The following is a 21,396-nucleotide window of genomic DNA, read 5'->3' on the forward strand; positions in this document are numbered from 1 at the left end:
AATGAAAACCGAACTAATTGTTATTTTATCCCAACGAGAATTAGACAAAATGCGTCAAGCTGGGCGTTTAGCTGCTAAACTTCTCCAGCATTTGGAACCGTTTGTGAAGCCAGGAGTTAGCACTCTGGAACTAAATGATGAAGCCGAACGTTGGACGCAAGCGCATGGAGCAAAAAGCGCACCTCTTGGCTATAAGGGTTATCCTAAATCGATTTGCACCAGTGTAAATGAGGTGATCTGTCACGGTATTCCCAACGCCAAGCAAATCCTCAAAGAAGGTGACATTATTAATATTGATGTAACGCCGATTGTTGAGGGTTATCACGGCGATACATCCAAGACATTCTTTGTTGGTACTCCTTCCCCAAAAACTAGAAAGCTGGTAGAAGTGACAGAAGAGTGTTTGCGCTTGGGTATTGCTGAAGTTAAACCTGGGGGACGCATTGGCGATATTGGTGCAGCCATTCAAGAGTATGCTGAAGCACAAGGCTTTTCTGTGGTGCGAGATTTCGTTGGACACGGCATCAGTAACATTTTCCATACCGCACCGGATGTTCCCCACTATGGCACACGCGGTAAGGGCAAGCGCCTCAGACCAGGGATGGTTTTTACCATTGAGCCAATGATTAACGAAGGTACTTACGAAGTCGAGGTTCTCAGCGATAAGTGGACTGCTGTAACGCGCGATCGCAAGCTTTCTGCTCAATGCGAGCATACCCTAGCTGTAACTGAAGATGGCGTTGAAATCCTCACCCTACCAGAAGGCGAGAATTACTGGGCTGTATAATAACACCTTACGAAAAAACCTCTTTCGCTTGGGATAAACCAAAGCCAGTAGTCTGAGGCGATAGCCCATCAGTAGAGCTAGCTAGAATAATTAAAAACAGATATTACTGCTCTAGTTCTGAACCTGAAAGGACAAATCTTTATGGTCTCAGCCACTCTTAATACGGGTACTCTTAGCTCTGAGGCATTCGTTGCTGGCTATCTGGATGATGTACGCTACGAGTTAATCGACGGAGAACTAATCGACTTGGAACCCACTGGACTTCATGAACAGGTAGCTGGGTTGATTAATCGTAAGCTCAACGTAGCAATTGATCTGCTCAACTTGCCTTGGTTTATTCCCATGAAATGCCTGATTAAACCATTAGGTCAAAATTCAGCCTTTAGGCCTGATGTTGTGATTCTCGATCAGACGGCTTTGGCGAATGAGCCATTATGGAAAACTGAGCCAGTGATTACACTAGGCAAGTCTGTCAAATTGGTCGTGGAGGTCGTCAGTACTAATTGGCAGAATGACTATGCCCGGAAAGTGGAAGACTACGAAGCTTTAGGCATTGATGAGTATTGGATCGCAGATTATCTAGGGCTAGGAGGCAAACGCTACATTGGCTTATCCAAACAACCTGTAATCACGATTTATCAGTTAGTGGATGGAATTTATGAAGGACAGCAGTTTAGGGGAACAGAACGCCTCATATCCCAAACATTTCCAGACCTGAATTTGACCGCAGAACAGATATTTGCTGCGGGCCGCTATAGTTAGACATTAGGGAACATCTACCCCTGTCTGGGGAGAAGTATTTAAATTGGTTAAAGATAATCCAAAATTGGTATAGTTATCTTCCCAACTTATTGGGAATACCTTCACAACCACCAGGAATAGTACCTCTAGTTTTTTCGCCACCCCAAGTGCAACAGTAGTTACGCGTAGACTCAGACATCCGTTGCACATTGCTGAAATCGGCATTTTCCACCACAGCGCCAGTTTGTTCGCCGGTTTCATAATCTGGTGGTTCAGTGCGACTGCGGGGTGAGGCTTTATCTGCTACGCCATAGAATAGGCGAATCCCGTTGATATCGGCACCATTGAGATTAGCATTATATAAAATTGTGCGTGAGAGGTTGGCTTTTACTAAGTCACAACCGGCCAGGTTAGCGCGGACAAGATTAGCTTCGCTGAGGTCAGTCCAACGTAAATCAGTACCAGAAAGGTCTGCTGCGGCTAGCATTACGCCTAAATCGATGACGCGCACACCTTCGAGGCGGTCTTCTGCATATCCGCCAGTTCCGTCGAGAATGGCTCGACCTAATAGGCGATCGCGTTTTAGGGGTGACAACAACTTGGAACGTGAGAGAAAGCGGAGAATTTTCGCTTTACCACTACCATCAACGCTACTTAAAATTGCCGCAGTGCGTCCTTCAGCGATCGCTCTTTCTTGAGGCCAATCTTCTAATAATCCTTCTTCATCTAACACCAAGTCTGAAATGCCTTGGAAATAAGAATCAATTGTCTGTTGCTGGGTGATAATATTTTGCTGAACTGTGAGCAGGTTTTGCTGAATTGTCAAGTCTTTGGAAATTACATATTGCCGCCATGCCACGTAAACGGCGATGATCGCGATGAGAATTTGCCCCAAAGCGCCAAACCATTCTGCTAGGCTACCAGCAATATCCCAGTTAATCTGGCGTCCTAAAAGCAGCAAGCGATCGCCTATACCTGTGAATCTGATCAAGCCAATGATTGCTACTATTAGTCCCAAAAAGGCAACAAACAGTGTGCGTTCTTGAGCTGAAAACCACTCGTCTAAAACTTCTTGCAACCAAGGCAATAATATCGCTAGGGATAACAACAAAGTTATCAGCGTTCCGATAATGCCGATGATCCAGTTATTGAGGATAACTCCAATGAAGGTGATGGCGATCGCGATTAGAGTAATCAGCAATGCCCTTGGCTTAACTATAAATTGCTTGCTAGTGGGTTGCTTGACCTCAGAACGGGCTTGTTGTAGAGCAGTTGTATATTGCGGAGATCTCAAAGATGCGATTGCTGCTAGTGCTTGTTGTGTCGCTAGTGCTTCTGAGGCTAGGTTTTTCTCATTTGCACTCCCGTCAAAGTCATCCGGCTGCAAATCATTTTCGGGGTCTGGTTCTGGGGTTGGTAGATTAGAGGAATTGGATTCAATCGTCATGTTTTCTATTTTGCCCCAGCAGATTCAGTTCAACATCTGTTTTATCAGAAATCGCACTAAACCAAAAACGTTCGATGCAGTTGAGAAAGGCTAAATTTAGCAGTTTTCAATGGCGTAAAGTACACACAATTTTTAGGAGCAGCGACTTCCAAATAGAAAAAGCTTTAATTAACATATATGTTGTGGGGTGGGCGTCTTGCCTACTCTGATTGATGAGCGTGCAGGATGTCCACCCCACAAAATTGGGTAATTTATTTGTTGAAAGTCCCTGTATTCCACACTCAGTTAAGGTGCAAGGGCGTTACCTCGAATCAGGCTACCAATGGTTTTGGCAGTAATTTTTAGTTGGGTGATGGGATTAGCTGGAACAACCGTCTTATACAGATAGCTATCGAATGTTAGCCGCTGCACATCGAGGTCATCACACATTTCCACAAACGCCTCGCGGGTAGCGTCGGAACGATAAAACACGGTTTGCAGAATGTCCAACACCTTGTAAGTGAGTCCGTATCTTTTATCCCAACGCTTCAGGTAAACCTTGAGGTCGCCTTCTGTAGGAATACGGCTACCACTATTAGATGCTTCTACAATGGTTTCGGCACACATCCGCCCAGATTTAGCGGCAAAATAAATACCTTCACCAGAGGACTTGGTTACGTAACCAGCAGCATCTCCCACTAAAGCGATGCGACCGACAACACGACGGGGACGGGGATGTTCAGGAATGGGGTGGGCTTCTACTTTGATGATTTTACCGCCTGCCAATTTCTCGGAAGCACGAGCACGGATGCCAGCTTGTAACTGTTTGATGCTGGCTTTATTGATGTGCATTGTACCAGTACCGACAGCTACGTGGTCATATTTGGGGAAAACCCAAGCGTAGAAATCGGTAGAAACGTCATCACCGACATACATTTCGGCGAGGTCGTTGTAGTAAGCCATTTTGTCTTCGGGTAAGCGAATCCGCTCTTGGAAAGCGATCGCATAATTGTAATCCCCAGCGTCCATTTCTTTGGCAACGCGGGAATTAGCTCCATCCGCCCCAATAATTAGATCCACTTTCAGGGTTTTGGCAATACCCTGTGATATCCCATCTGTATGGTCAATGTAATGGATGGTATAGGGATCGGTATTGTTTCCTGGTATATCAAGTTTATGAACAGTGGCATTAATTAAATTTGCGCCTACTTTTGCCGCGCGATCGCGCAAAAAGCCATCTAGCACTTCCCGGCGGCACATTCCTATATATTCATCTTCATTTATCAGATTGATATCAACTTCCCGATTGGAAGGTGAAATCATTTTCATCTTCCGTACTCGGCGATCGATAATCTCTGGTGGTAGGTCAAATTCACTCACCATGCATAGAGGAATTGCACCCCCACAAGGCTTTGCATTGTCTAGCTTCCGCTCAAACAGGTAGGTTTCAATCCCAGAGGCTGCCAGTGTTTCAGCGGCAGATGAACCAGCAGGGCCTGACCCAATAACAGCAACCCGTAGTGTCAAAGGTCTTTCTCCCAATCTTCACATTTACCGAGAGCATACTACCACGGTCTTTCGGGTGATTTCGCGCTTTACCTTCAGGTTTCTGCTGAAATGCAATATTCCTTAATGTTTCGATACGAATGGGGAGTGGGGAATGGGGATTGGGAAGAATGAAAAATATTGCCTAGTCCCCAGTCCCAAAATATGCAGATTTCCTTGTTCGATTCTTTTACTAGACAAGTTAGTGCCGCTGCAATTACTGGATATCAAAAGCACATTTCCCCACACAAAGGTTTTGCTTGTGCCCACAGAATACTATATGGCGGCGAATCTTGCTCTCAATACATCAAGCGGGTAGTTGCCAAGGAAGGGTTAAAAGCGGCTTTTGTCTATTCCCGTGAACGATTTCAAGCTTGCAAGCAAGCTAACCAAATTTTGCGGTCGCAAATCGAGAACTCAGAAAAATCCACACAGGAGGAAGCAGACACGCAGCAACGACAACAAGCATCTCGGAAAGTTACTCAAAAATCCTCATTTATTAGCAGCAACAATACTGACTGTTTTGATTGTGCCGATTTGGGCTGCAATTGTGCCGAGATGGTTAGCATGACTCTTGATTGTGGCGCTGCTGATTGCAGTTTCCTAGATTGCAGTGGTGCTGATTGTAGCTTCCTTGATTGCGGCAGTTGCGGTAGCTAAATCTTGTTCATCTATAAATAATTATATATGGTATATGTAAGACACAGTAATCCTACCAAGGATCTGTAGATTTAGTTGCAGAGGTATAGCAGCAGTGGGCATAGTAGTTGAGAATGTCTCCAAACAATTCGGGAGTTTCAAGGCCGTTGATGAGGTTAGCCTAGAAATTAAGAGTGGTTCGCTAGTTGCGTTGCTTGGGCCATCGGGATCGGGTAAATCTACGCTACTACGGTTAATTTCAGGTTTAGAAATGCCAGATAGCGGCAAAATCCTGCTTACCGGTAAGGACGCTACATACCAAAGTGTGCAACAGCGCAATATTGGCTTTGTATTTCAGCACTATGCCCTATTCAAGCACTTGACTGTCAGGCAAAATATTGCTTTTGGCTTAGAAATTCGCAAGGCACAGCCAAAGAGGATTAAAGGGCGGGTAGAACAGTTACTGGAATTGGTGCAACTGACTGGATTAGGCGATCGCTATCCATCACAACTTTCTGGTGGTCAAAGACAACGGGTAGCATTAGCCAGGGCACTGGCAGTAGAACCTGAAGTTTTATTGCTAGATGAACCCTTTGGCGCACTTGATGCTAAAGTCCGTAAAGACTTACGGGCATGGTTACGCCGCCTCCATGATGAGGTTCATGTTACCACAGTTTTTGTCACCCACGACCAAGAGGAAGCAATGGAAGTCTCCGATGAAGTTGTGGTCATGAATAAAGGGCGTGTGGAACAGGTGGGGACACCAGCAGAAATTTACGATAATCCTGCCACCGCATTTGTAATGAGCTTTATTGGCCCGGTGAATGTGTTACCCAGCACCTCGAAGATTTTTCAAAGTAGTGGGTTTGATGCGCCACACCCACAAGTATTTTTGCGTCCGCAAGATGTGATTTTAGAAAAGGCTGCTAACGGTGCCACTACACCTGCGACAGTGAGCCGGTTGGTACATTTAGGTTGGGAAATTCAGGTGGAATTAACTTTTGATGATGGGCAAGTAGTGACGGCGCATTTAACACGCGATCGCTTTAATGATTTAGAGTTAGAACCGAAACAGCGAGTCTATGTGAAGCCAAAGGATGCAAAGTCCTTCCCAGTGTCTTATTCAATTTGAAGGAGGCGGGATGGTGATTTAGCAATCCTAAATCATTCGTGAACAATAAAATCCCCGACTTCTTAGAGAAGCCGGGGATTTTATTGTTCTTTCGATTTTTCCAAATCAAATCGTATTGCTATATATCTGAGATAATTAGCCACCTTTGGGCACAGTCTCTCCAGGCCCAGTGGTGACAATTACCAGATTTTCTGGCTTAATTAAATCTTCAATTGCCTGTTGCATATCAACCATAGTCACTGCTTGAATCCGCTGGGGAAACTCTTGGATTTCCGATCGCGAAAGCCCCAAGACAGCATTATCCAAAATGATGCTGGATACATTACTGGGATTGGCTAAATCCACTGGGTAACTATTGGTAATTGAGCGTTTTGCTGTGTTGAATTCAGCTTCAGTCACTCCTTGTTCGCGTAACTGTTTAAGTAAAGCGAGAGTGCTGGCGATCGCTTTTTGGGCATCTCCAGGAGCAGTCTGCATTTGAATCAAGAACGGGCCGGGATTGATTCCGGCGGCAAAACCACTATATATACCGTAGGTTAGACCCTGGCGATCGCGCACTTCTGTACCCAGGCGGCTCGATAAGGTATCACCACCCAAAATTTGATTTAGCACTAGTGCCGCATAATAACGTGGGTCTTTCCGAGATATGCCACTGTAACCGATGTAAGTAACAGCCTCAGCTTTACCAGGAATTACTTTGTTTAAACGTGTCAAAGTTTGCGGTAATGGTACTGACGGTACTTTGAGAATAGGTGGCTTACCTGTGGCTTGCCATTTACCAAAAACCTGATTCAGTAAAGCTTTTACCTTAACTGGATCGAAGTCTCCTACTAAAGCGATCGTTGTGGTATCCGGTCGATAATGTGTCTGGTAGAAACCAAGCAAATCATCACGAGTAATACTCTTTAAACTCTCGGCTTTGGGAAAGCTATGAAACGGGTGATTTTCAGGGTAAATTGCCTGCTGGAATACTTGTCGTCCCAGTCCTTTAGGGTCATCTAGCTGGACTTTCAGATTTGTCAACGCGCGCTGGCGACTCAATTCTAACTGGTCGGCTGGGAAAGTGGCGTTTTCTAACACATCTGCCAGAGTTTGAATCAATATTGGCAGATTCGCTGAAAGTCCCTGACCGCTAACGTTAACTCCCTCGCGGCTAGCGCTAAAGCTCAAATCGGCTCCCTTGTCTTCCAAGGTTTTTGCTAGGGTCAGAGCATTTTTGGTCTGCGTCCCATTCATTAAATTGTTTGCAGTCAGATTCGCTAATCCAGCTTTTTGATTGCCGTCAAATTCAGTACCGGCGTCAATTTGTCCACTCAGGTTAATAGTGGGAAGGTTGCGATCGCTTAACAACAGAACCTTCACACCATTATTTAAGGTAAATTCTTCTGGTAGTGATTGTTTGTTGGAATCTGTAGCTGATGTGGCAGGTGGCAGATATTTCGCCAGTTCTGCTGGATCTACAGGCTTACCGGGACTAAAATTTTCCACTGTGCGACCAGAACCAGCGCTGGAAGTTCCAGGTTTGCCATCTGGTTGAGTCGGCTCAAAGAAGCCAATCGTTTGTTTAGCCGGATTGAGGTAAGTTTTCGCTGCTTGCTGCACTTGAGCAGGGGTGACTTTAGCGATCGCAGCCAGATACTTTTCAATAAAACGATAATCCCCCGCGATCGTTTGGTTATATCCTAGTTGATTAGCTTGACTAGTGATGTCTTGATTACCCAGAATATACGAGGCTTGCATTTGCGTCTTCGCTCGGTTCAACTCTTCTGGGGTCACTGGCTGCTGTTGCAATTTTACTAAAGATTCCTGGAGTACCTGGGCAATTTTCCCTAACTCTTGACCTGGAGCCGCGGTAGCATCAATTTCATACCAACCTGGTTCAATAAGTTCGGCAGCACCACCACTCACTGAACTGGCGAGTCCAGATTCCACCAAAGCTTGGTAAAGCCGAGAACTACGTCCACCTGTGAGAATGGCATCCATCACATCAATTGCCGGGACATCAGGATGTTTGATATCTGGCAGAGGATACACCGCTTGCAATAGTGCTGCACTTCCAGGTTGTTTAAGGACTATCGGCGCTTTTTTCGCAACAGGGGTAGATGGGGAAGCGTCAGCGAGGGAAGAAGATGCGGAGGAATTATTAAGTGCTCTACCAGTGCCTGTTTTTGCTCGTTGCGATAACTTACCAAAAGTTTCTTTCACAACTTTGAGTGCAGGTTCTGTAGCAAAATCCCCGGTAATCACCAATGTGGCATTTTCTGGACTGTAGTAAGTTTGGTAATAATTCCGCACCTGCTCAACGGTGAATTTCTCTACATCAGCTTTTGTACCTCCCACCGATAAGCCATAGGCTCGATTGGGGAAAGCAGCTCGCATCACTGCTCGACTCAGACGATAGCCTGGTGAATTTTCGTACCCTTGTAACTCAGAAATCACCACCCGCTTTTCACTTGTGAGTTGCTCAGGCCCAACTAAGGAGTTTTCCATGCGATCAGCTTCCAGTGTCAGCAGTGCTTCCAATTTGTCTCGCTGCACTGTGCCAAAGTAAGCTGTTTCGTCATAACTAGTAAAAGCATTGAACTGGCTACCCAAGGCACTAAACAACCGTCCGAATTGCACTGGACGGTCATTTGTACCCTTGAACATCAAATGTTCTAGCTGGTGGGAAATCCCATTCTCTCCCTTAACCTCGTTACGTGAACCAACTTTATACCAAACTTGCACACTCACCACTGGAGCAGTATGAACTTCTTTGGTTAGCACCGTTAAGCCGTTGTCCAATACCGTTTTTTGCACGCCTTGAGTGAATGAGAGAGCAGATACAGGCGTGACTGCGGTTGGTGTTGCAGCATTGGTGAAATTGCCTGACAAAGGCACGATAGTTAGGAGAAGGCTGAGGAAAAATCCTATAAGCATGTATGGGCGCGGTTTCATAAGCAATACAAAACTTCCAATTTTAAAATAAAACCCCAAAGGGTATTTACAAAATTTAAATCTAACTCAAGTTACTAGTACACTGTGGCGGAAGTTTGCTTACCTTTAACAAGTCGTTGAAGCAATTTGTTTGGTTAATTGAGATGGTAACTGGATTTACGCCGTTAAATCTACTGTGTGTAATCAGGTTTGCAGATAAAACTTTTACGGAATATCAGAAATTATTGCAAGTATATTAACAAGCTTTACAATGTATTCCATTTGACACGATTTTTGGAATATCCTTTTTTAAAATTGGTTTGAGGGCTGTTGTCATCCTATTACAGCAGGTATCTCTGTCTAACTAGCAATAACTTTTTAAGACATGCAAACAAGAAACTTAATTGGATCATTTACATTAGGTATGCTGTTAACAGCAATACCTGTATTATCAGCTAAAGCTTCAGAAGCAGTACCGAACTTATACCAGCTTCAAGGGAAGAATGTCAGCATTACTTACTCAACGACAAGCTTTGGTGGCAAGCCCCTTTTAACCTATAAAAATAAGCAACAGGTATTAAGCTTTCAAGGTAATGAGGAGATCCGTAGTGTAGAAACAGAAATTGGTACACTAGTGACTGTGACTATCCGTAAGACAGTAGATACTGGCAACACCTCCTTTACCTTGGTCTTACCCCGTATAAACCTTGGAAAAAGCAACTCAGCCCCAGTTGAAACTAAGGGAATCACAACAACAAACTACTTTTCTGTGAACCCTAAATTTAACCAGGGGCAAAGACAAACCTATACGATAATCAATTTGACTGGTACTGCCCAAGCTGTCGCGTTTTAACTACACAAGAAGGATAAAGATATTAAACTTCTTGCTCAGATGGGAAAAAGCGCTAAAGGTGAAGGTAAATAATTGTTTACCTTCACCTTTAGCGCTTAAGCTTATTCCCTTTTTATTTAACATCAGAGTGATAATACTTTGATCAAAAACCCAGAAGATGAAGCAATCAATACCAAGAGTGTTGGGTAAGTGGTATCAAATGGTGATGATTGGTGATTGCACTTTCTGCATCTTAGCTGATGATGGATGGCAGACGAAGATTGGTTTTACCTTGGTGCGATCGCAGAGTGCAGAATATAGGTTTGATGAGATGATGACTCAAATCAAGTAACGATTATTTTGATTCAGCATCGAAGTAGAGTTTATGAATAATTTTAAGATATATTTTAAAAATAGATAATTTAGGCGATGCCTACGGCGGTAAACTACGCTCTCTCCCATATTCTCTACAATTACCGTTTAATTTGCTTAGGAAACTTAGGAACTAACAAAGATTGCCCTAATTCATCTTGTTCATTATAGAATTTCATTTGACCTTGTTGATTGCATAACCATACTTCAACAGCTTGAGCTTCTAAATATAAATTTCTTTTAAATTCCATTTCTTCCAAAGTGTTACCATTGGATTTGACTTCTACACAAATTTCTGGTGCAATAGATGCTGATACTTCATCTTCAATTTGAGAAAATCGTTCTTCTGAACACCAGAGAACATCAGCAACTTTCACCCCGTCGGATGTGTTGATGGCACATTCTGGCATTACTTCTCCTGTATTCAATAAAGATTCCAATAAACGTTGGATTCTTCCTTGATAAAAAGAATGTTTAATTTTGACTGGACTTATTACGATTTGACCCCATTTATTTAATTCGATTTTGAAGGGTAAATCTTGTAATTGTTTGTGTTCACAAACTTCTTCCCATCTCATAGTTAATATTTGCCTAGAGTGAGTGATTGATTGAATTTTAACTCATCTATCAATATTAAAACTCACCCTCTGATTGCAGATAAGGAGAGTGGAAGCAAACTCAGTCTTACTATTCTATGGGCACAATACAATAAATGGTATCCATATTTGGTTACACTCATTGCTATGGAACGCGAAGCCTTAACAATCTGTTTTCCGCCTGACTTACTTGCAAAAGTCAGGAAGCTCAAGGAAGGTAGTGAATCATTTAATGATTTAATAGTTAAGGCTTTAGAACGGGAAATGCGACACCGCCAGGGATGGGCTGCTGATCACAATGCAAGGACTGAAAACCTCTTTGTTGGTGGCGGCGAGATAGGTGCATTGTTGAGATCGCACGATTGGTCGCAAACGCCGCTAGGGGTTGTCGAAATCTGGTCGGACAGCCTAAAAACAGCTGTGCAGATCCTGTTGACAGAACTAGATCGAGTCCAGCCCCTAGAATCCGATCTGCTGCTGGGGCGCACATCAACAGATACCTTGCCTCAAGCTGCCCAAGCCGATACGTTTCGAGTCAAGCTCACCAATGCGCTACGCCCGCTGACTGATGCTAATGAGATTCAGGTGATCGCTGCCCGTGTTCTGGGCGAATCTCTAGGCGCAAGCCGCGTCATTTACATTGAAGTGTTACCCGGCGGCAAGGAGGTCGTCGTTCACAAGAACTACACGAACGGCGTTGCCGAACTGAGCGGACTGTACCATCTAGAAGACTTTGGGCGCAACCTGACAGATGACCATCGAGCGGGGCAAACGGCGATCGTTCCTGATGTGGCAAACTACCCTAAATACTCAGCCAGGGATCAAGCAAGGTATCGATCAATCGATATTGCCGCGCATATTGATGTGCCGCTGATCAAGAACAATCAATTTGTCGCTCTGCTGGCGGTGCATCAGGCAAACCCTCGCCAGTGGACGGAAGATGAGGTGAAACAAGTCGAGGAAACAGCAGAGCAGACGTGGGCAGCCGTCGAGCGTGCCCGTGCTGAAGCAGCATTACACGAGAGCCGCACCGAACTCGAAGGGCAACAGCGGAAGTTCGACGCGCTCGTCGAGGCAATTCCCGATTTTATTTACACCTTTGATTTGGCGGGACGGTTCACGTATGTCAACCCGGCGTTGCTCAATCTTTGGCAGAAAACTTTGGATGAAGCTTTGGGAAAGAACTTTTTTGAGCTGGATTATCCAACCGATTTAGCGACCCGACTTCAGCAACAGATTCAACAGGTGATCGCCACGCGCCAGCCGCTCAAGGATGAAACGCCCTACACCAGCGCAATCGGCACGCGCACCTATGAATACATTTTCGTACCAATTTTGGGCATAAACGGCGTAGTAGATGCAGTGGCAGGCGTGACGCGAGACATCACCGAGCGCAGACGGGCTGAACTTGCCTTGCGCCAAAGCGAGGAGCAGACTCGGAATATTCTGGAGAGCATCGCTGAAGCCTTCTTTGCCCTGGATGAGAACTGGCAGTTTACTTACATGAATCCATCTGCCGAAACACTACTAGATCGCACTCCAGGCGATTTAATTGGCAAGAATTTGTGGTCAGAATATCCAGGACTGATTGGCAATGAATTGGCGCAGGTTTACTGGAGCGCCATGCGCGATGCCAAAGGCGGGCGGAGCCATCGTGTGGCTGCCTCAATGACCGCGTTTTACCCTGACCACGATCGCTGGTACGAGGTTCGCACCTACCCCGCCCCAAACGGCATCACCGTTTATTTCAGGAATGTGACCGAGCAAATTCAAACTGCCGCAACCCTGCGTCAATCCGAAGAACGCTACCGGACGCTGTTTGAGTCGATCGACGAAGGCTTCTGCATTATTGAAGTACTATTTGACGAAAATGATACGCCGCTCGACTACCGCTTCTTAGAGATCAATCCCACCTTTGAGCAACAAACGGGACTTCGACAAGCAATCGGGAAAACGGCGCGTCAGTTAGTTCCAGATTTAGAAGACCATTGGATTCAGATTTACGGTCAAGTTGCTCTAACGGGTGAACCTGCTCGCTTTGAAAATGGCTCTTTTGCAATGAACCGATGGTTCGATGTGTATGCCTGTCGCATGGGTGAAGCCCAAGGGCGAAAAGTTGCCATTGTCTTCAAAGATATTAGCGAACAGCAAGCTGCGCTACGCGAACGCAAACTAAGAGAAGAAATTTCGCGGCAAACTGCCGAATTTAATGCTTTCCGCGTCTCTTTGACCGACGCACTCCGCCCACTTGCCGACCCAGTAAAGATTCAGGCTACGGCCAGCCGTGTGCTGGGTGAATATCTCGGCGCGAACCGTGTGGCGTACTTCGAGGTTCGCGGCGCTGATTACGTCGTTGAGCGTGATTATGTTAATGGAGCCACAGCACTCGCCGGCAACTACCCGATTGATTCGTTCGGCCCCAAGCTGCTCGCAGCCTACCGCACTGGTCGTGCCGTGTCCGCGTCCGATGTGGAAGCCGATCCCAACCTTTCCCCGGAACAGCGATCGGCTTACGCCGCAATTGAGATCGGTGCCTACATCGGTATACCTCTGATCAAGGGGGGCGAATTTGTAGCGGGGCTGGCAGTTCACACATCCGAGGCACGAGCTTGGACACCAGACGAAGTGTCCTTGGCGGAGGAAGTAGCCGAGCGCACTTGGGCGGCAGTCGAACGTGCCCGCATCGAAGCAGCCTTGCGCGAATCGGAGGAGAAATACCGCACGCTGTTCGATTCGATTGACGAAGGTTTTTGTCTGGTCGAAGTTTTATTCGACGATGCTGGAAAGACAGTTGACCACCGCTTTCTTGAAACCAATCCGGCGTTCGAGAACATCACCGCGCTCGAAAACGCAATTGGCAAAACCATCCGCGAGTTGGTGCCAGACATTGAGCCGCACTGGGCGGAAACTCTCGGAAAAGTCGTCAAAACAAGACAGCCCGAAAGGTGGGTCAACAGTTCCGAAGCAATGGGGTTTTGGTTCGATTTGTACGCTTTCCCGGTAGACGAGCCGGAAGAGCATAAAGTCGCCATTATTTTCAGCAACATTACCCAGCGCAAACAAGCCGAACGACAAGTGGAGTTTTTGACCGAGTTAAGCCGAAGACTCGGCACGGTGACAGATGCAGTGGAAATCAACCGCATCGTCACGCGCGAAGTCGGAACGTTTTTGAACGGGCATCGCTGCTATTATCTCGATGTCACGCCGGACGGCAGCCAGGTAACGGTTCTACCCGATTGGCGGCTCGACGGATCGGATCTTGCCGGAACTTATGACCTTTCCCTTTTCGGCGCGAAGGAATGGTGGGAAACGGCAGCACGTTTACCGTTCGGGATTGACGACGTGAACGTGCATCCGTGGACAAAGGATTTCGCCGACAATTACACGCTGATCAATCTGCAATCCTACGCGATCGCACCGTTTGTCCATGAAGGGCGTTGGGTAGCTTCGATCGGAGTCAGTTCCAACAAGCCGCGCCATTGGACGGCGGATGAGATGTTGTTGCTGGAAAACGTTGCAGCGCGTGTCGCTCCGCTGATCGAGCGCGCCCGCACCGAAGCAGCACTGCGCGACAGTGAAAACCGCTTCCGCATGGCGATCGAGGCTGCTCAATTAGGCACCTGGGACTGGAATCTCATCACCAATCAATTGATTTGGGATGAGGGTTGCAAAGCCATGTTTGGTTTACCACCAGAAGCCGAGAGCAGCATTGAGGTCTTTTTTACTGGACTGCACCCCGATGATCGCGAACGACTAGAACAGGTGGTGCAATGGACTTTGAATCCAAAAAGCAGCGGCAAGTATGACGTAGAATATCGCACTATTGGCATTCAGGATGGGGTTGAACGGTGGATTGCGGCCAGAGGACAGGCTTACTTTGATGCTGCCGACAATCCACAACGCTTTGTCGGCACTGTACTCAACATCACTGAGCAAAAACGCATTGAAGCAGAACGAGAACAACTCCTTGCCCGCGAACAAGCTGCAAGAGAAGCAGCCGATCGCGCTAACCGGATCAAAGATGAGTTTTTGGCGGTGCTGTCCCATGAATTGCGATCGCCTCTCAACCCGATCTTAGGCTGGACGCACTTACTACAAAACGGCAAACTGAGCGAAGCTCGTAGAGCTGAAGCCTTGAAAATTATTGAGCGCAATGCCAATCTACAGACGCAACTAATCGAAGATTTGCTCGACATCTCCCGCATCATGCAGGGCAAACTCAGCTTAACAGCGGCTCCGGTCAGTTTGAGCTTTGTGATTTCTGCCGCCGTTGAAACGGTGCGTTTGGCAGCAGAAGCAAAAAATATTGCGATCGCGCTCGATCTTGACTCTGAGATCGCTCCGATTTCTGGCGATGCAACCCGCTTGCAACAGGTGATGTGGAATTTGCTTACTAATGCAGTTAAGTTTACACCCCACAGCGGACAAGTAAGCGTTGAACTGCGGCAACTCGACGGGCTAGCTCAGATTCGGGTAATCGATACTGGTAAGGGCATCAATCCACAATTTTTGCCCTATGTATTTGAGTATTTTCGCCAAGAAGACGGCTCAACCACACGCAAATTTGGTGGGTTGGGATTGGGGCTAGCGATCGTGCGACAAATTGTAGAAATGCATGGGGGCACGGTGACAGCAGAAAGTCAAGGTGAGAATCAAGGCGCAACCTTCATCATCCAATTGCCCCTGATGCAGCAGGCAAGAGCGATCGCATCCGAGCCAATCCACACACAGATAAAAGCAGAATTGCCTTTAGACGGCGTTCAAATTTTGCTGGTGGACGATCAGCCAGATACCCGCGAGTTTCAGGCATTTGTCCTGGAACTAAGCGGGGCAAATGTGACAGCCGTCGCTTCTGGGGAAGAAGCTTTGCAAGCTCTAGAGCAGTTCACTCCTGATGTGCTAGTAAGTGACATAGGTATGCCTGAGATGGACGGCTATATGCTGATGCAGGAAATTCGAGCTCGCCCACCGAATCAAGGAGGAAACATTCGGGCGATCGCACTGACCGCTTATGCCACAGAAATTGACCGACAAAGAGCACTTCAGGTAGGATTTCAAACTCACATTACAAAACCTGTAGAGCCAGAAAAGTTAGTCAGGGCGGTAGTTAGTTTAGTATTGTAGGATAGGCAATGCCCACCCTACAAAGTTGCTAAACTTCAACATCTAAAGCACGTACCAAAAAAGCCCATTTATCGGCGGCTTCTTCGATAATTTTAGCCGTGGGTTTACCCGCACCATGTCCTGCTTTCGTCTCAATTCTAATTAGGGTTGGCGCATCACCTGTGTGAGCCTCTTGCAAAGCAGCGGCAAATTTGAAACTATGAGCAGGGACAACGCGATCGTCATGATCGGCTGTGGTAATTAAGGTTGCTGGGTAAGCTGTGTTTGGTTTGATGTTATGTAATGGCGAATAAGCATATAGCGCCGGAAACTCTTCTGGATTATCCGCAGAACCATATTCGGAAGTCCAAGCCCAACCGATGGTAAATTTGTGGAACCGCAACATATCCATGACGCCGACTGCTGGTAACGCTGCACCAAACAAATCGGGACGTTGTGTTATACAAGCACCTACTAATAAACCGCCGTTACTACCACCTGCGATCGCCAGCTTATCACTCTGAGTATACTTATTAGCAATCAACCACTCAGCAGCGCCAATAAAGTCATCAAAAACATTCTGCTTTTTATCCTTCATCCCTGCTTGATGCCATTCTTCGCCGTATTCTCCACCGCCGCGGATATTAGCCATAGCATAGATACCACCCATCTCCATCCATACCAAGAGACTCACAGAAAAGCCAGGTGTCATTGAGGCATTAAAACCGCCATAGGCATAGAGATAAGTTGGGTTATTTCCATCTAATTGTATGCCCTTTTTATGGGTAATAAACATTGGCACTCTAGTACCATCTTTGCTCTGATAAAAGACTTGCTTTGTTTCGTAATCATCAGGATTAAAATCTACCTGTGGCTGACGAAAAATAGTACTTTTTCCAGTTACCATATCGTAGCGATAGATAGTTCCTGGTGTGGTAAAGCTAGTATAACTATAAAAAGTTTCGGTATCATTACGCTTCCCGCCAAAGCCCCCTGCTGAACCAAGTCCCGGTAATTCCACCTCGCGTACAAACGCACCATTGAGGTCAAAAATTTTTATTTGGCTGTGAGCATCTTTGAGATAATCAGCAACAAATTGGTTATTGAGTATGCCAACACTTTCCAAAGTTTCTGCTGACTGGGGAATGATTTCTTGCCAATTTTCCTTGGCAGGGTTTTTGGTGTCAATCCCAATAACTCTTCCCCGTGGTGCATTTAAATCTGTGCGAAAATAAAACACGCTATCATCATTGTCGATAAAACTGTAATCTGCTTCAAACTGGTTAATTAGTTCTACAACTTCAGCATTAGAGTTAGTCAAATCTTTGGAGAAAACCAAATTTTTGGAGTCAGTACCCAGCCAAATCGAAATTATTAGATAGCGTCCATCTTCAGTAACGCCACCACTGAAACCCCACTCTTTTTGATCGGGACGATGATAAATTAGGACATCTTCTGATTGGGGTTTGCCTAGTTGATGATAGTAGAGTTTTTGATAATAGTTAACATCTTCTAATTGAGTTTTTTCATTTGGCTCATCGTAGCGACTATAGAAAAAACCTTGATTATCATGTGTCCAAGATGCACCAGAAAATTTAATCCACTTCAGGTGGTCTTGAAGGTCTTCACCAGTTTCAATATCGCGTACTTTCCATTCTTGCCAATCAGAACCAGAGGACGATAGACCGTATGCTAAAAGTTTACCATCCTCGCTAATGGACAATCCTGAAAGGGCAATAGTGCCATCTTCTGAGAGCTTATTCGGGTCGAGTAAAACTTTAGGCTGGTCGTCAAGGGTTTTTAGGGTGTAAAAGACGTTTTGGTTTTGCAGTCCGTCATTTTTGAAATAAAAATAGCGTTCGCCTTCTTTAAAAGGGATACCGTATTTTTCATAATCCCAAAGTTTGGTAAGGCGCTGTTTAATTTTTTCCCTGGTAGGAATTTCACTCAGATAGCCAAAAGTAATTTGATTTTGTGCCTCAATCCAAGTTCTTGTTTCTTCGGAATCAGGATCTTCTAACCAACGGTAAGGATCTGCGACTAAAGTACCGTGGTAGTTATCGACTTGATTGCTCTTGTGGCTGGATGGGTAGGTGAGAGGTTTTTCAGAAGAAGGCATAGTCTTAGGTCAAAAGTGCTTCTTTACATAGTACAAAGATAGACTCACTAAACCTGCGGGAAAATTCCAATTGGAAAGAGTACCCTCTGGAGTACTAGTATCCCCTGCTCTTCCGGTTACTGAGCGACTTGACTTGTGCCGAGCAAAGCCGAGGTAGCGAAGTCGAAAGGAGTCGAAGTATGCTCCCTTGCCTCTTTTTCAATTGCCAGATACGGACGGAAACCAGTTTAATTTTTATTTCATTTAAATAAAACACCTTGACAGTAGCCCTGCAAGGTGTTAAAAAATTTTGAAACTAAGCATTACTTGGACTGCTAATGAGTTTCTCCCCTTTCAGCATCCGCGCCGCAGCTTCAAGGAGAGCTTCTTCGAGATAAGGCTTCGTAAAGTAGCCACTGGCACCGAGTTGAGATGCAATTTGTCTGTGCTTGTCTGCACCCCGCGAGGTGAGCATCGCGATCGGTAGGTGGTTGAGGTTGGAGTCTTTCTGGATGCGAGAGAGTAGTTCTAGACCATCGCAGCGGGGCATTTCGATGTCGCAAAATACAATATCACAAGGCAGACCGGAGCGGAGTTTATCCCAAGCTTCCTGACCGTCACGCGCCTGTTCTACGCGATAACCTGCTTTGTTAAATGTCAGGGATAGCAATTCTCGGACTGTAATTGAGTCATCGACAATCAGCACTGTTGGATCAATCTTCGCGGGAGAGGTATCTGGGGGAGTAACTTTCTGTTGCCAAGAATTGCTACCAATTTGTGTAGAAATCCGTCCTTGGAAGATATCAATTATTTCCAGCACGTCAGCAATGGGCATAATGCGACCATCTCCCAAAACTGTCGCACCAGCGACACCAATGGGTTTAGGCGCTGGGCCTTCAAATTGCTTAATTACAATTTCTTGTTCGCTCAACACTAGGTCAATCTGTAGAGCAATCAGGGTATTTGCCGATCGCACCACAACCACAGAAACCATATCATCATCTCTGGTGCCGCCATAGACATTACCACGACTGATTTGGCGATTGAAGGTTAAAAGTTCCTTTAGAGGTCGGAATGGCAGCACCGTATCGCGCCAGGAAATAAATGATTGCCCATTGGCATCGTGCTGAATATTTTTGACTGGTATATCGAGCGTATCTTCTACGCCGTCCATCGGGAAGGCAATTCTGGCTCGATCGGAGACGCAGCAGAGAGCTTTACAAATACTTAGAGTCAGTGGTAAACGAATCGTGAAGGTGGTTCCCTTGCCGATCGCAGAATCAGTGTTCACTGTCCCACGAATTTCGCTAATCTCGGAACGCACTACGTCCATACCCACACCACGGCCAGAAATTTCATCTGCCTGGTCTTTGATCGTAAAACCAGACTGGAACAGCAGATCGTAGACTTCCAGGCGAGACATGGCTTTTGCTTGTGCTTCTGTAAGCATACCAATCTTCACCGCCTTAGCCTTAACCTTGGCTGAATCGATACCTGCGCCATCATCGCCTACGGAAATGATCGTTTGGTTGCCTTGGTGGAAGGCACGGATAGTAATGATTCCCACGGGTGGTTTACCAGCAGCTTGCCTTTCTTCTGGCGTTTCAATACCGTGAGCGATCGCATTATTCAGCATGTGAGTCAGTGGATCGGTAAGATGATCCAAAATCATCTTGTCAATTAAGGTATCGCCACCTTCGATCACCAACTCTACTTGTTTGCCACACTTGATAGCGTTGTCGCGCACTCCTCGCCGCCAGCGATCGATAGTTTGAGCAAAAGGCACCATTCGCGCTCTAGTTAATCCCTCTTGTAACTGGGTGGTTACTTGACGGAACTGCCTTGCGACTCGCTCGGTTTCTTCGGTAACAAAATCAATGTCACTAGCCGACTCACGCACTCGCACAATGCGCTCAATCATCTGCTGCGAGAGTGTATGGAAGGGAGTAAAACGATCCATTTCTAACTCGCTAAAACCCCTGTCGGCATTGGAATCAGGCGCTTGTAAGCCGGGGTCTTTCTTTTTGCGTCCAGCTAACAAAGAAGCTTCTAGTAGCGATCGCTCATACAACTCTTGCATCCTTGCGCCCACATCCGAGAGTTGTTGTACCTGAATCAGCAAGTTATCTAATGACTGTCGCAGCCGTTCATGATCCTGCTCTAAGGTATTGCGATTTACCACCAACTCCCCAACTAAATTACTCATATCGTCCAGTTGCTTAACTGGAACCTTCATCGTTTCTTCAAATCTCGCAGCCCGACGATTAGAGGGGCGGGGAGTTTTGTTAGTGTTCGATTTTACTACAGGAGAATGGGATATTGTTTGATCTGCTTCTGCCAGTAACTTCTCTAAGTCACCAAATTCATCTTTTATAGCTGGTGATGGAATGGCATTTTTAGCCAAGACAGGTTGAGTATCCAAAGGCTGGCGTTGGCGTAGCCCGTCGTAGACATCGCGATCATCTGTACCTAGCAATTCTTCCAGAGCAGCAAAATCTACTTCTGGTATCTCCTTGGCTTTGGGAATGGATGCTACTTCCTCTCCTAGTAATGCTGCCAAGTCTGCAAATTCATCTTCTGGAGCAACTTCTTCAATGGTTTCTGTAGTTGCCAATTCTTCAGTCGGGGCAATGATCGCATTTTCCCCCTCTGACACTGCTGCAACTTCAGATGTCTCTTTTAGATCCCACAAATCGGTTTCTACATCTTCCTGAATAACCGTTTGTGTGAATTCATTGAGAGCTTGTAAGTCAATTGTTGCCGCGTTTTCTCCTAATTCTTCCTGGTTCGCTGCCTTTGGCAGATCAGTTTCTGTAAACAATAAATCATTCGCAATACCCAGTTTTGTACCTCCAAAATCTGTATTTTCTGCAAATTCAAAGGTACTTTCTAAATTATTATTCTCTTCAATATCTAAAATTTCTGGGTTTGTCTGGGCTGAATCTGAAGTTTCTTCAAAGCTGCTATCTAAAGTAGACTCTGTAGCTGATAGTTCATCCACAGTATTCTCTGTGGTTTCCATCTGAATATATGTAGAGTCAACATCTTCAAACAGCAGTTGCGGATTTTCATCGAAAGAGCCAAACAAATCACTTTGCTGTACTTGGGGTGATTCTGAATCTGAAGTTTCTCCAAAGCTGCTATCTAAAGTAGACTCTGTAGCTGATAGTTCATCCACAGTATTCTCTGTGGTTTCCATCTGAATATAT

At 45.8% G+C, this 21,396-nt stretch carries 13 protein-coding genes; 7 read left to right on the forward strand and 6 right to left on the reverse strand.

Annotation, left to right across the window (positions count from 1 at the left end; all coding sequences use genetic code 11):
• The first annotated feature begins 1 nt into the window (after nucleotide 1).
• Together map and RM347_RS09800 are read left to right on the forward strand one after the other, a co-directional pair.
• Nucleotides 2-787 (forward strand): type I methionyl aminopeptidase, encoded by a 786-nt coding sequence (map, locus tag RM347_RS09795; protein ID WP_322720791.1) that lies wholly within the window; start codon nucleotides 2-4, stop codon nucleotides 785-787.
• Nucleotides 788-928: 141 nt separating this feature from the next.
• Nucleotides 929-1,549, forward strand: coding sequence for a Uma2 family endonuclease (locus tag RM347_RS09800; RefSeq protein WP_322720790.1), 621 nt, complete (start codon nucleotides 929-931; stop codon nucleotides 1,547-1,549).
• Between the two features lie 73 nt (nucleotides 1,550-1,622).
• On the opposite strand, the gene RM347_RS09805 is transcribed toward RM347_RS09800, so the two are convergent.
• Together RM347_RS09805 and chlP are read right to left on the reverse strand one after the other, a co-directional pair.
• Nucleotides 1,623-2,975: a pentapeptide repeat-containing protein gene (locus tag RM347_RS09805; protein WP_322720789.1), complete on the reverse strand. Its 1,353-nt coding sequence runs from the start codon at nucleotides 2,973-2,975 to the stop codon at nucleotides 1,623-1,625.
• A 285-nt stretch (nucleotides 2,976-3,260) separates the two neighbouring features.
• Nucleotides 3,261-4,481, reverse strand: coding sequence for a geranylgeranyl reductase (chlP, locus tag RM347_RS09810; protein ID WP_322720788.1), 1,221 nt, complete (start codon nucleotides 4,479-4,481; stop codon nucleotides 3,261-3,263).
• Between the two features lie 183 nt (nucleotides 4,482-4,664).
• On the opposite strand from chlP, the gene yidD reads away from it, so the two are divergent.
• Both yidD and RM347_RS09820 read left to right on the forward strand, forming a co-directional pair.
• Complete coding sequence (gene yidD / locus RM347_RS09815; RefSeq protein WP_322720787.1) at nucleotides 4,665-5,159, forward strand: membrane protein insertion efficiency factor YidD; 495 nt, start codon at nucleotides 4,665-4,667, stop codon at nucleotides 5,157-5,159.
• Between the two features lie 94 nt (nucleotides 5,160-5,253).
• A complete protein-coding gene (locus RM347_RS09820) occupies nucleotides 5,254-6,270 on the forward strand; it encodes a sulfate/molybdate ABC transporter ATP-binding protein (RefSeq protein ID WP_322720786.1) in 1,017 nt (338 codons plus the stop codon).
• Nucleotides 6,271-6,405: 135 nt separating this feature from the next.
• On the opposite strand, the gene RM347_RS09825 is transcribed toward RM347_RS09820, so the two are convergent.
• Entirely contained in the window at nucleotides 6,406-9,207 is a 2,802-nt protein-coding gene (locus RM347_RS09825) for a M16 family metallopeptidase (RefSeq protein ID WP_322720785.1), read from the reverse strand.
• 403 nt (nucleotides 9,208-9,610) lie between these two features.
• On the opposite strand from RM347_RS09825, the gene RM347_RS09830 reads away from it, so the two are divergent.
• Together RM347_RS09830 and RM347_RS09835 are read left to right on the forward strand one after the other, a co-directional pair.
• A complete protein-coding gene (locus RM347_RS09830; protein ID WP_428850535.1) occupies nucleotides 9,611-10,039 on the forward strand; it encodes a hypothetical protein in 429 nt (142 codons plus the stop codon).
• Nucleotides 10,040-10,196: 157 nt separating this feature from the next.
• The gene (locus RM347_RS09835; RefSeq protein ID WP_322720783.1) at nucleotides 10,197-10,370 is read left to right on the forward strand and encodes a hypothetical protein; all 174 of its coding nucleotides are present in this window, start codon (nucleotides 10,197-10,199) and stop codon (nucleotides 10,368-10,370) included.
• Between the two features lie 121 nt (nucleotides 10,371-10,491).
• Here the strand turns inward: RM347_RS09835 and RM347_RS09840 are convergent, their stop codons facing one another.
• A complete protein-coding gene (locus RM347_RS09840) occupies nucleotides 10,492-10,968 on the reverse strand; it encodes a Uma2 family endonuclease (protein WP_322720782.1) in 477 nt (158 codons plus the stop codon).
• Nucleotides 10,969-11,250: 282 nt separating this feature from the next.
• Between RM347_RS09840 and RM347_RS09845 the strand changes: the two genes are divergently transcribed.
• Nucleotides 11,251-16,110, forward strand: coding sequence for a PAS domain S-box protein (locus RM347_RS09845; protein ID WP_416211931.1), 4,860 nt, complete (start codon nucleotides 11,251-11,253; stop codon nucleotides 16,108-16,110).
• Nucleotides 16,111-16,138: 28 nt separating this feature from the next.
• Here the strand turns inward: RM347_RS09845 and RM347_RS09850 are convergent, their stop codons facing one another.
• Entirely contained in the window at nucleotides 16,139-18,208 is a 2,070-nt protein-coding gene (locus tag RM347_RS09850) for a prolyl oligopeptidase family serine peptidase (RefSeq protein ID WP_322720780.1), read from the reverse strand.
• Nucleotides 18,209-18,503: 295 nt separating this feature from the next.
• A partial coding sequence (locus tag RM347_RS09855) for a hybrid sensor histidine kinase/response regulator (protein ID WP_428850536.1) occupies nucleotides 18,504-21,396 on the reverse strand: 2,893 nt, incomplete at its 5' end.

The organism is Nostoc sp. ChiQUE02 (assembly GCF_034531305.2).
GTDB lineage: Bacteria > Cyanobacteriota > Cyanobacteriia > Cyanobacteriales > Nostocaceae > Nostoc.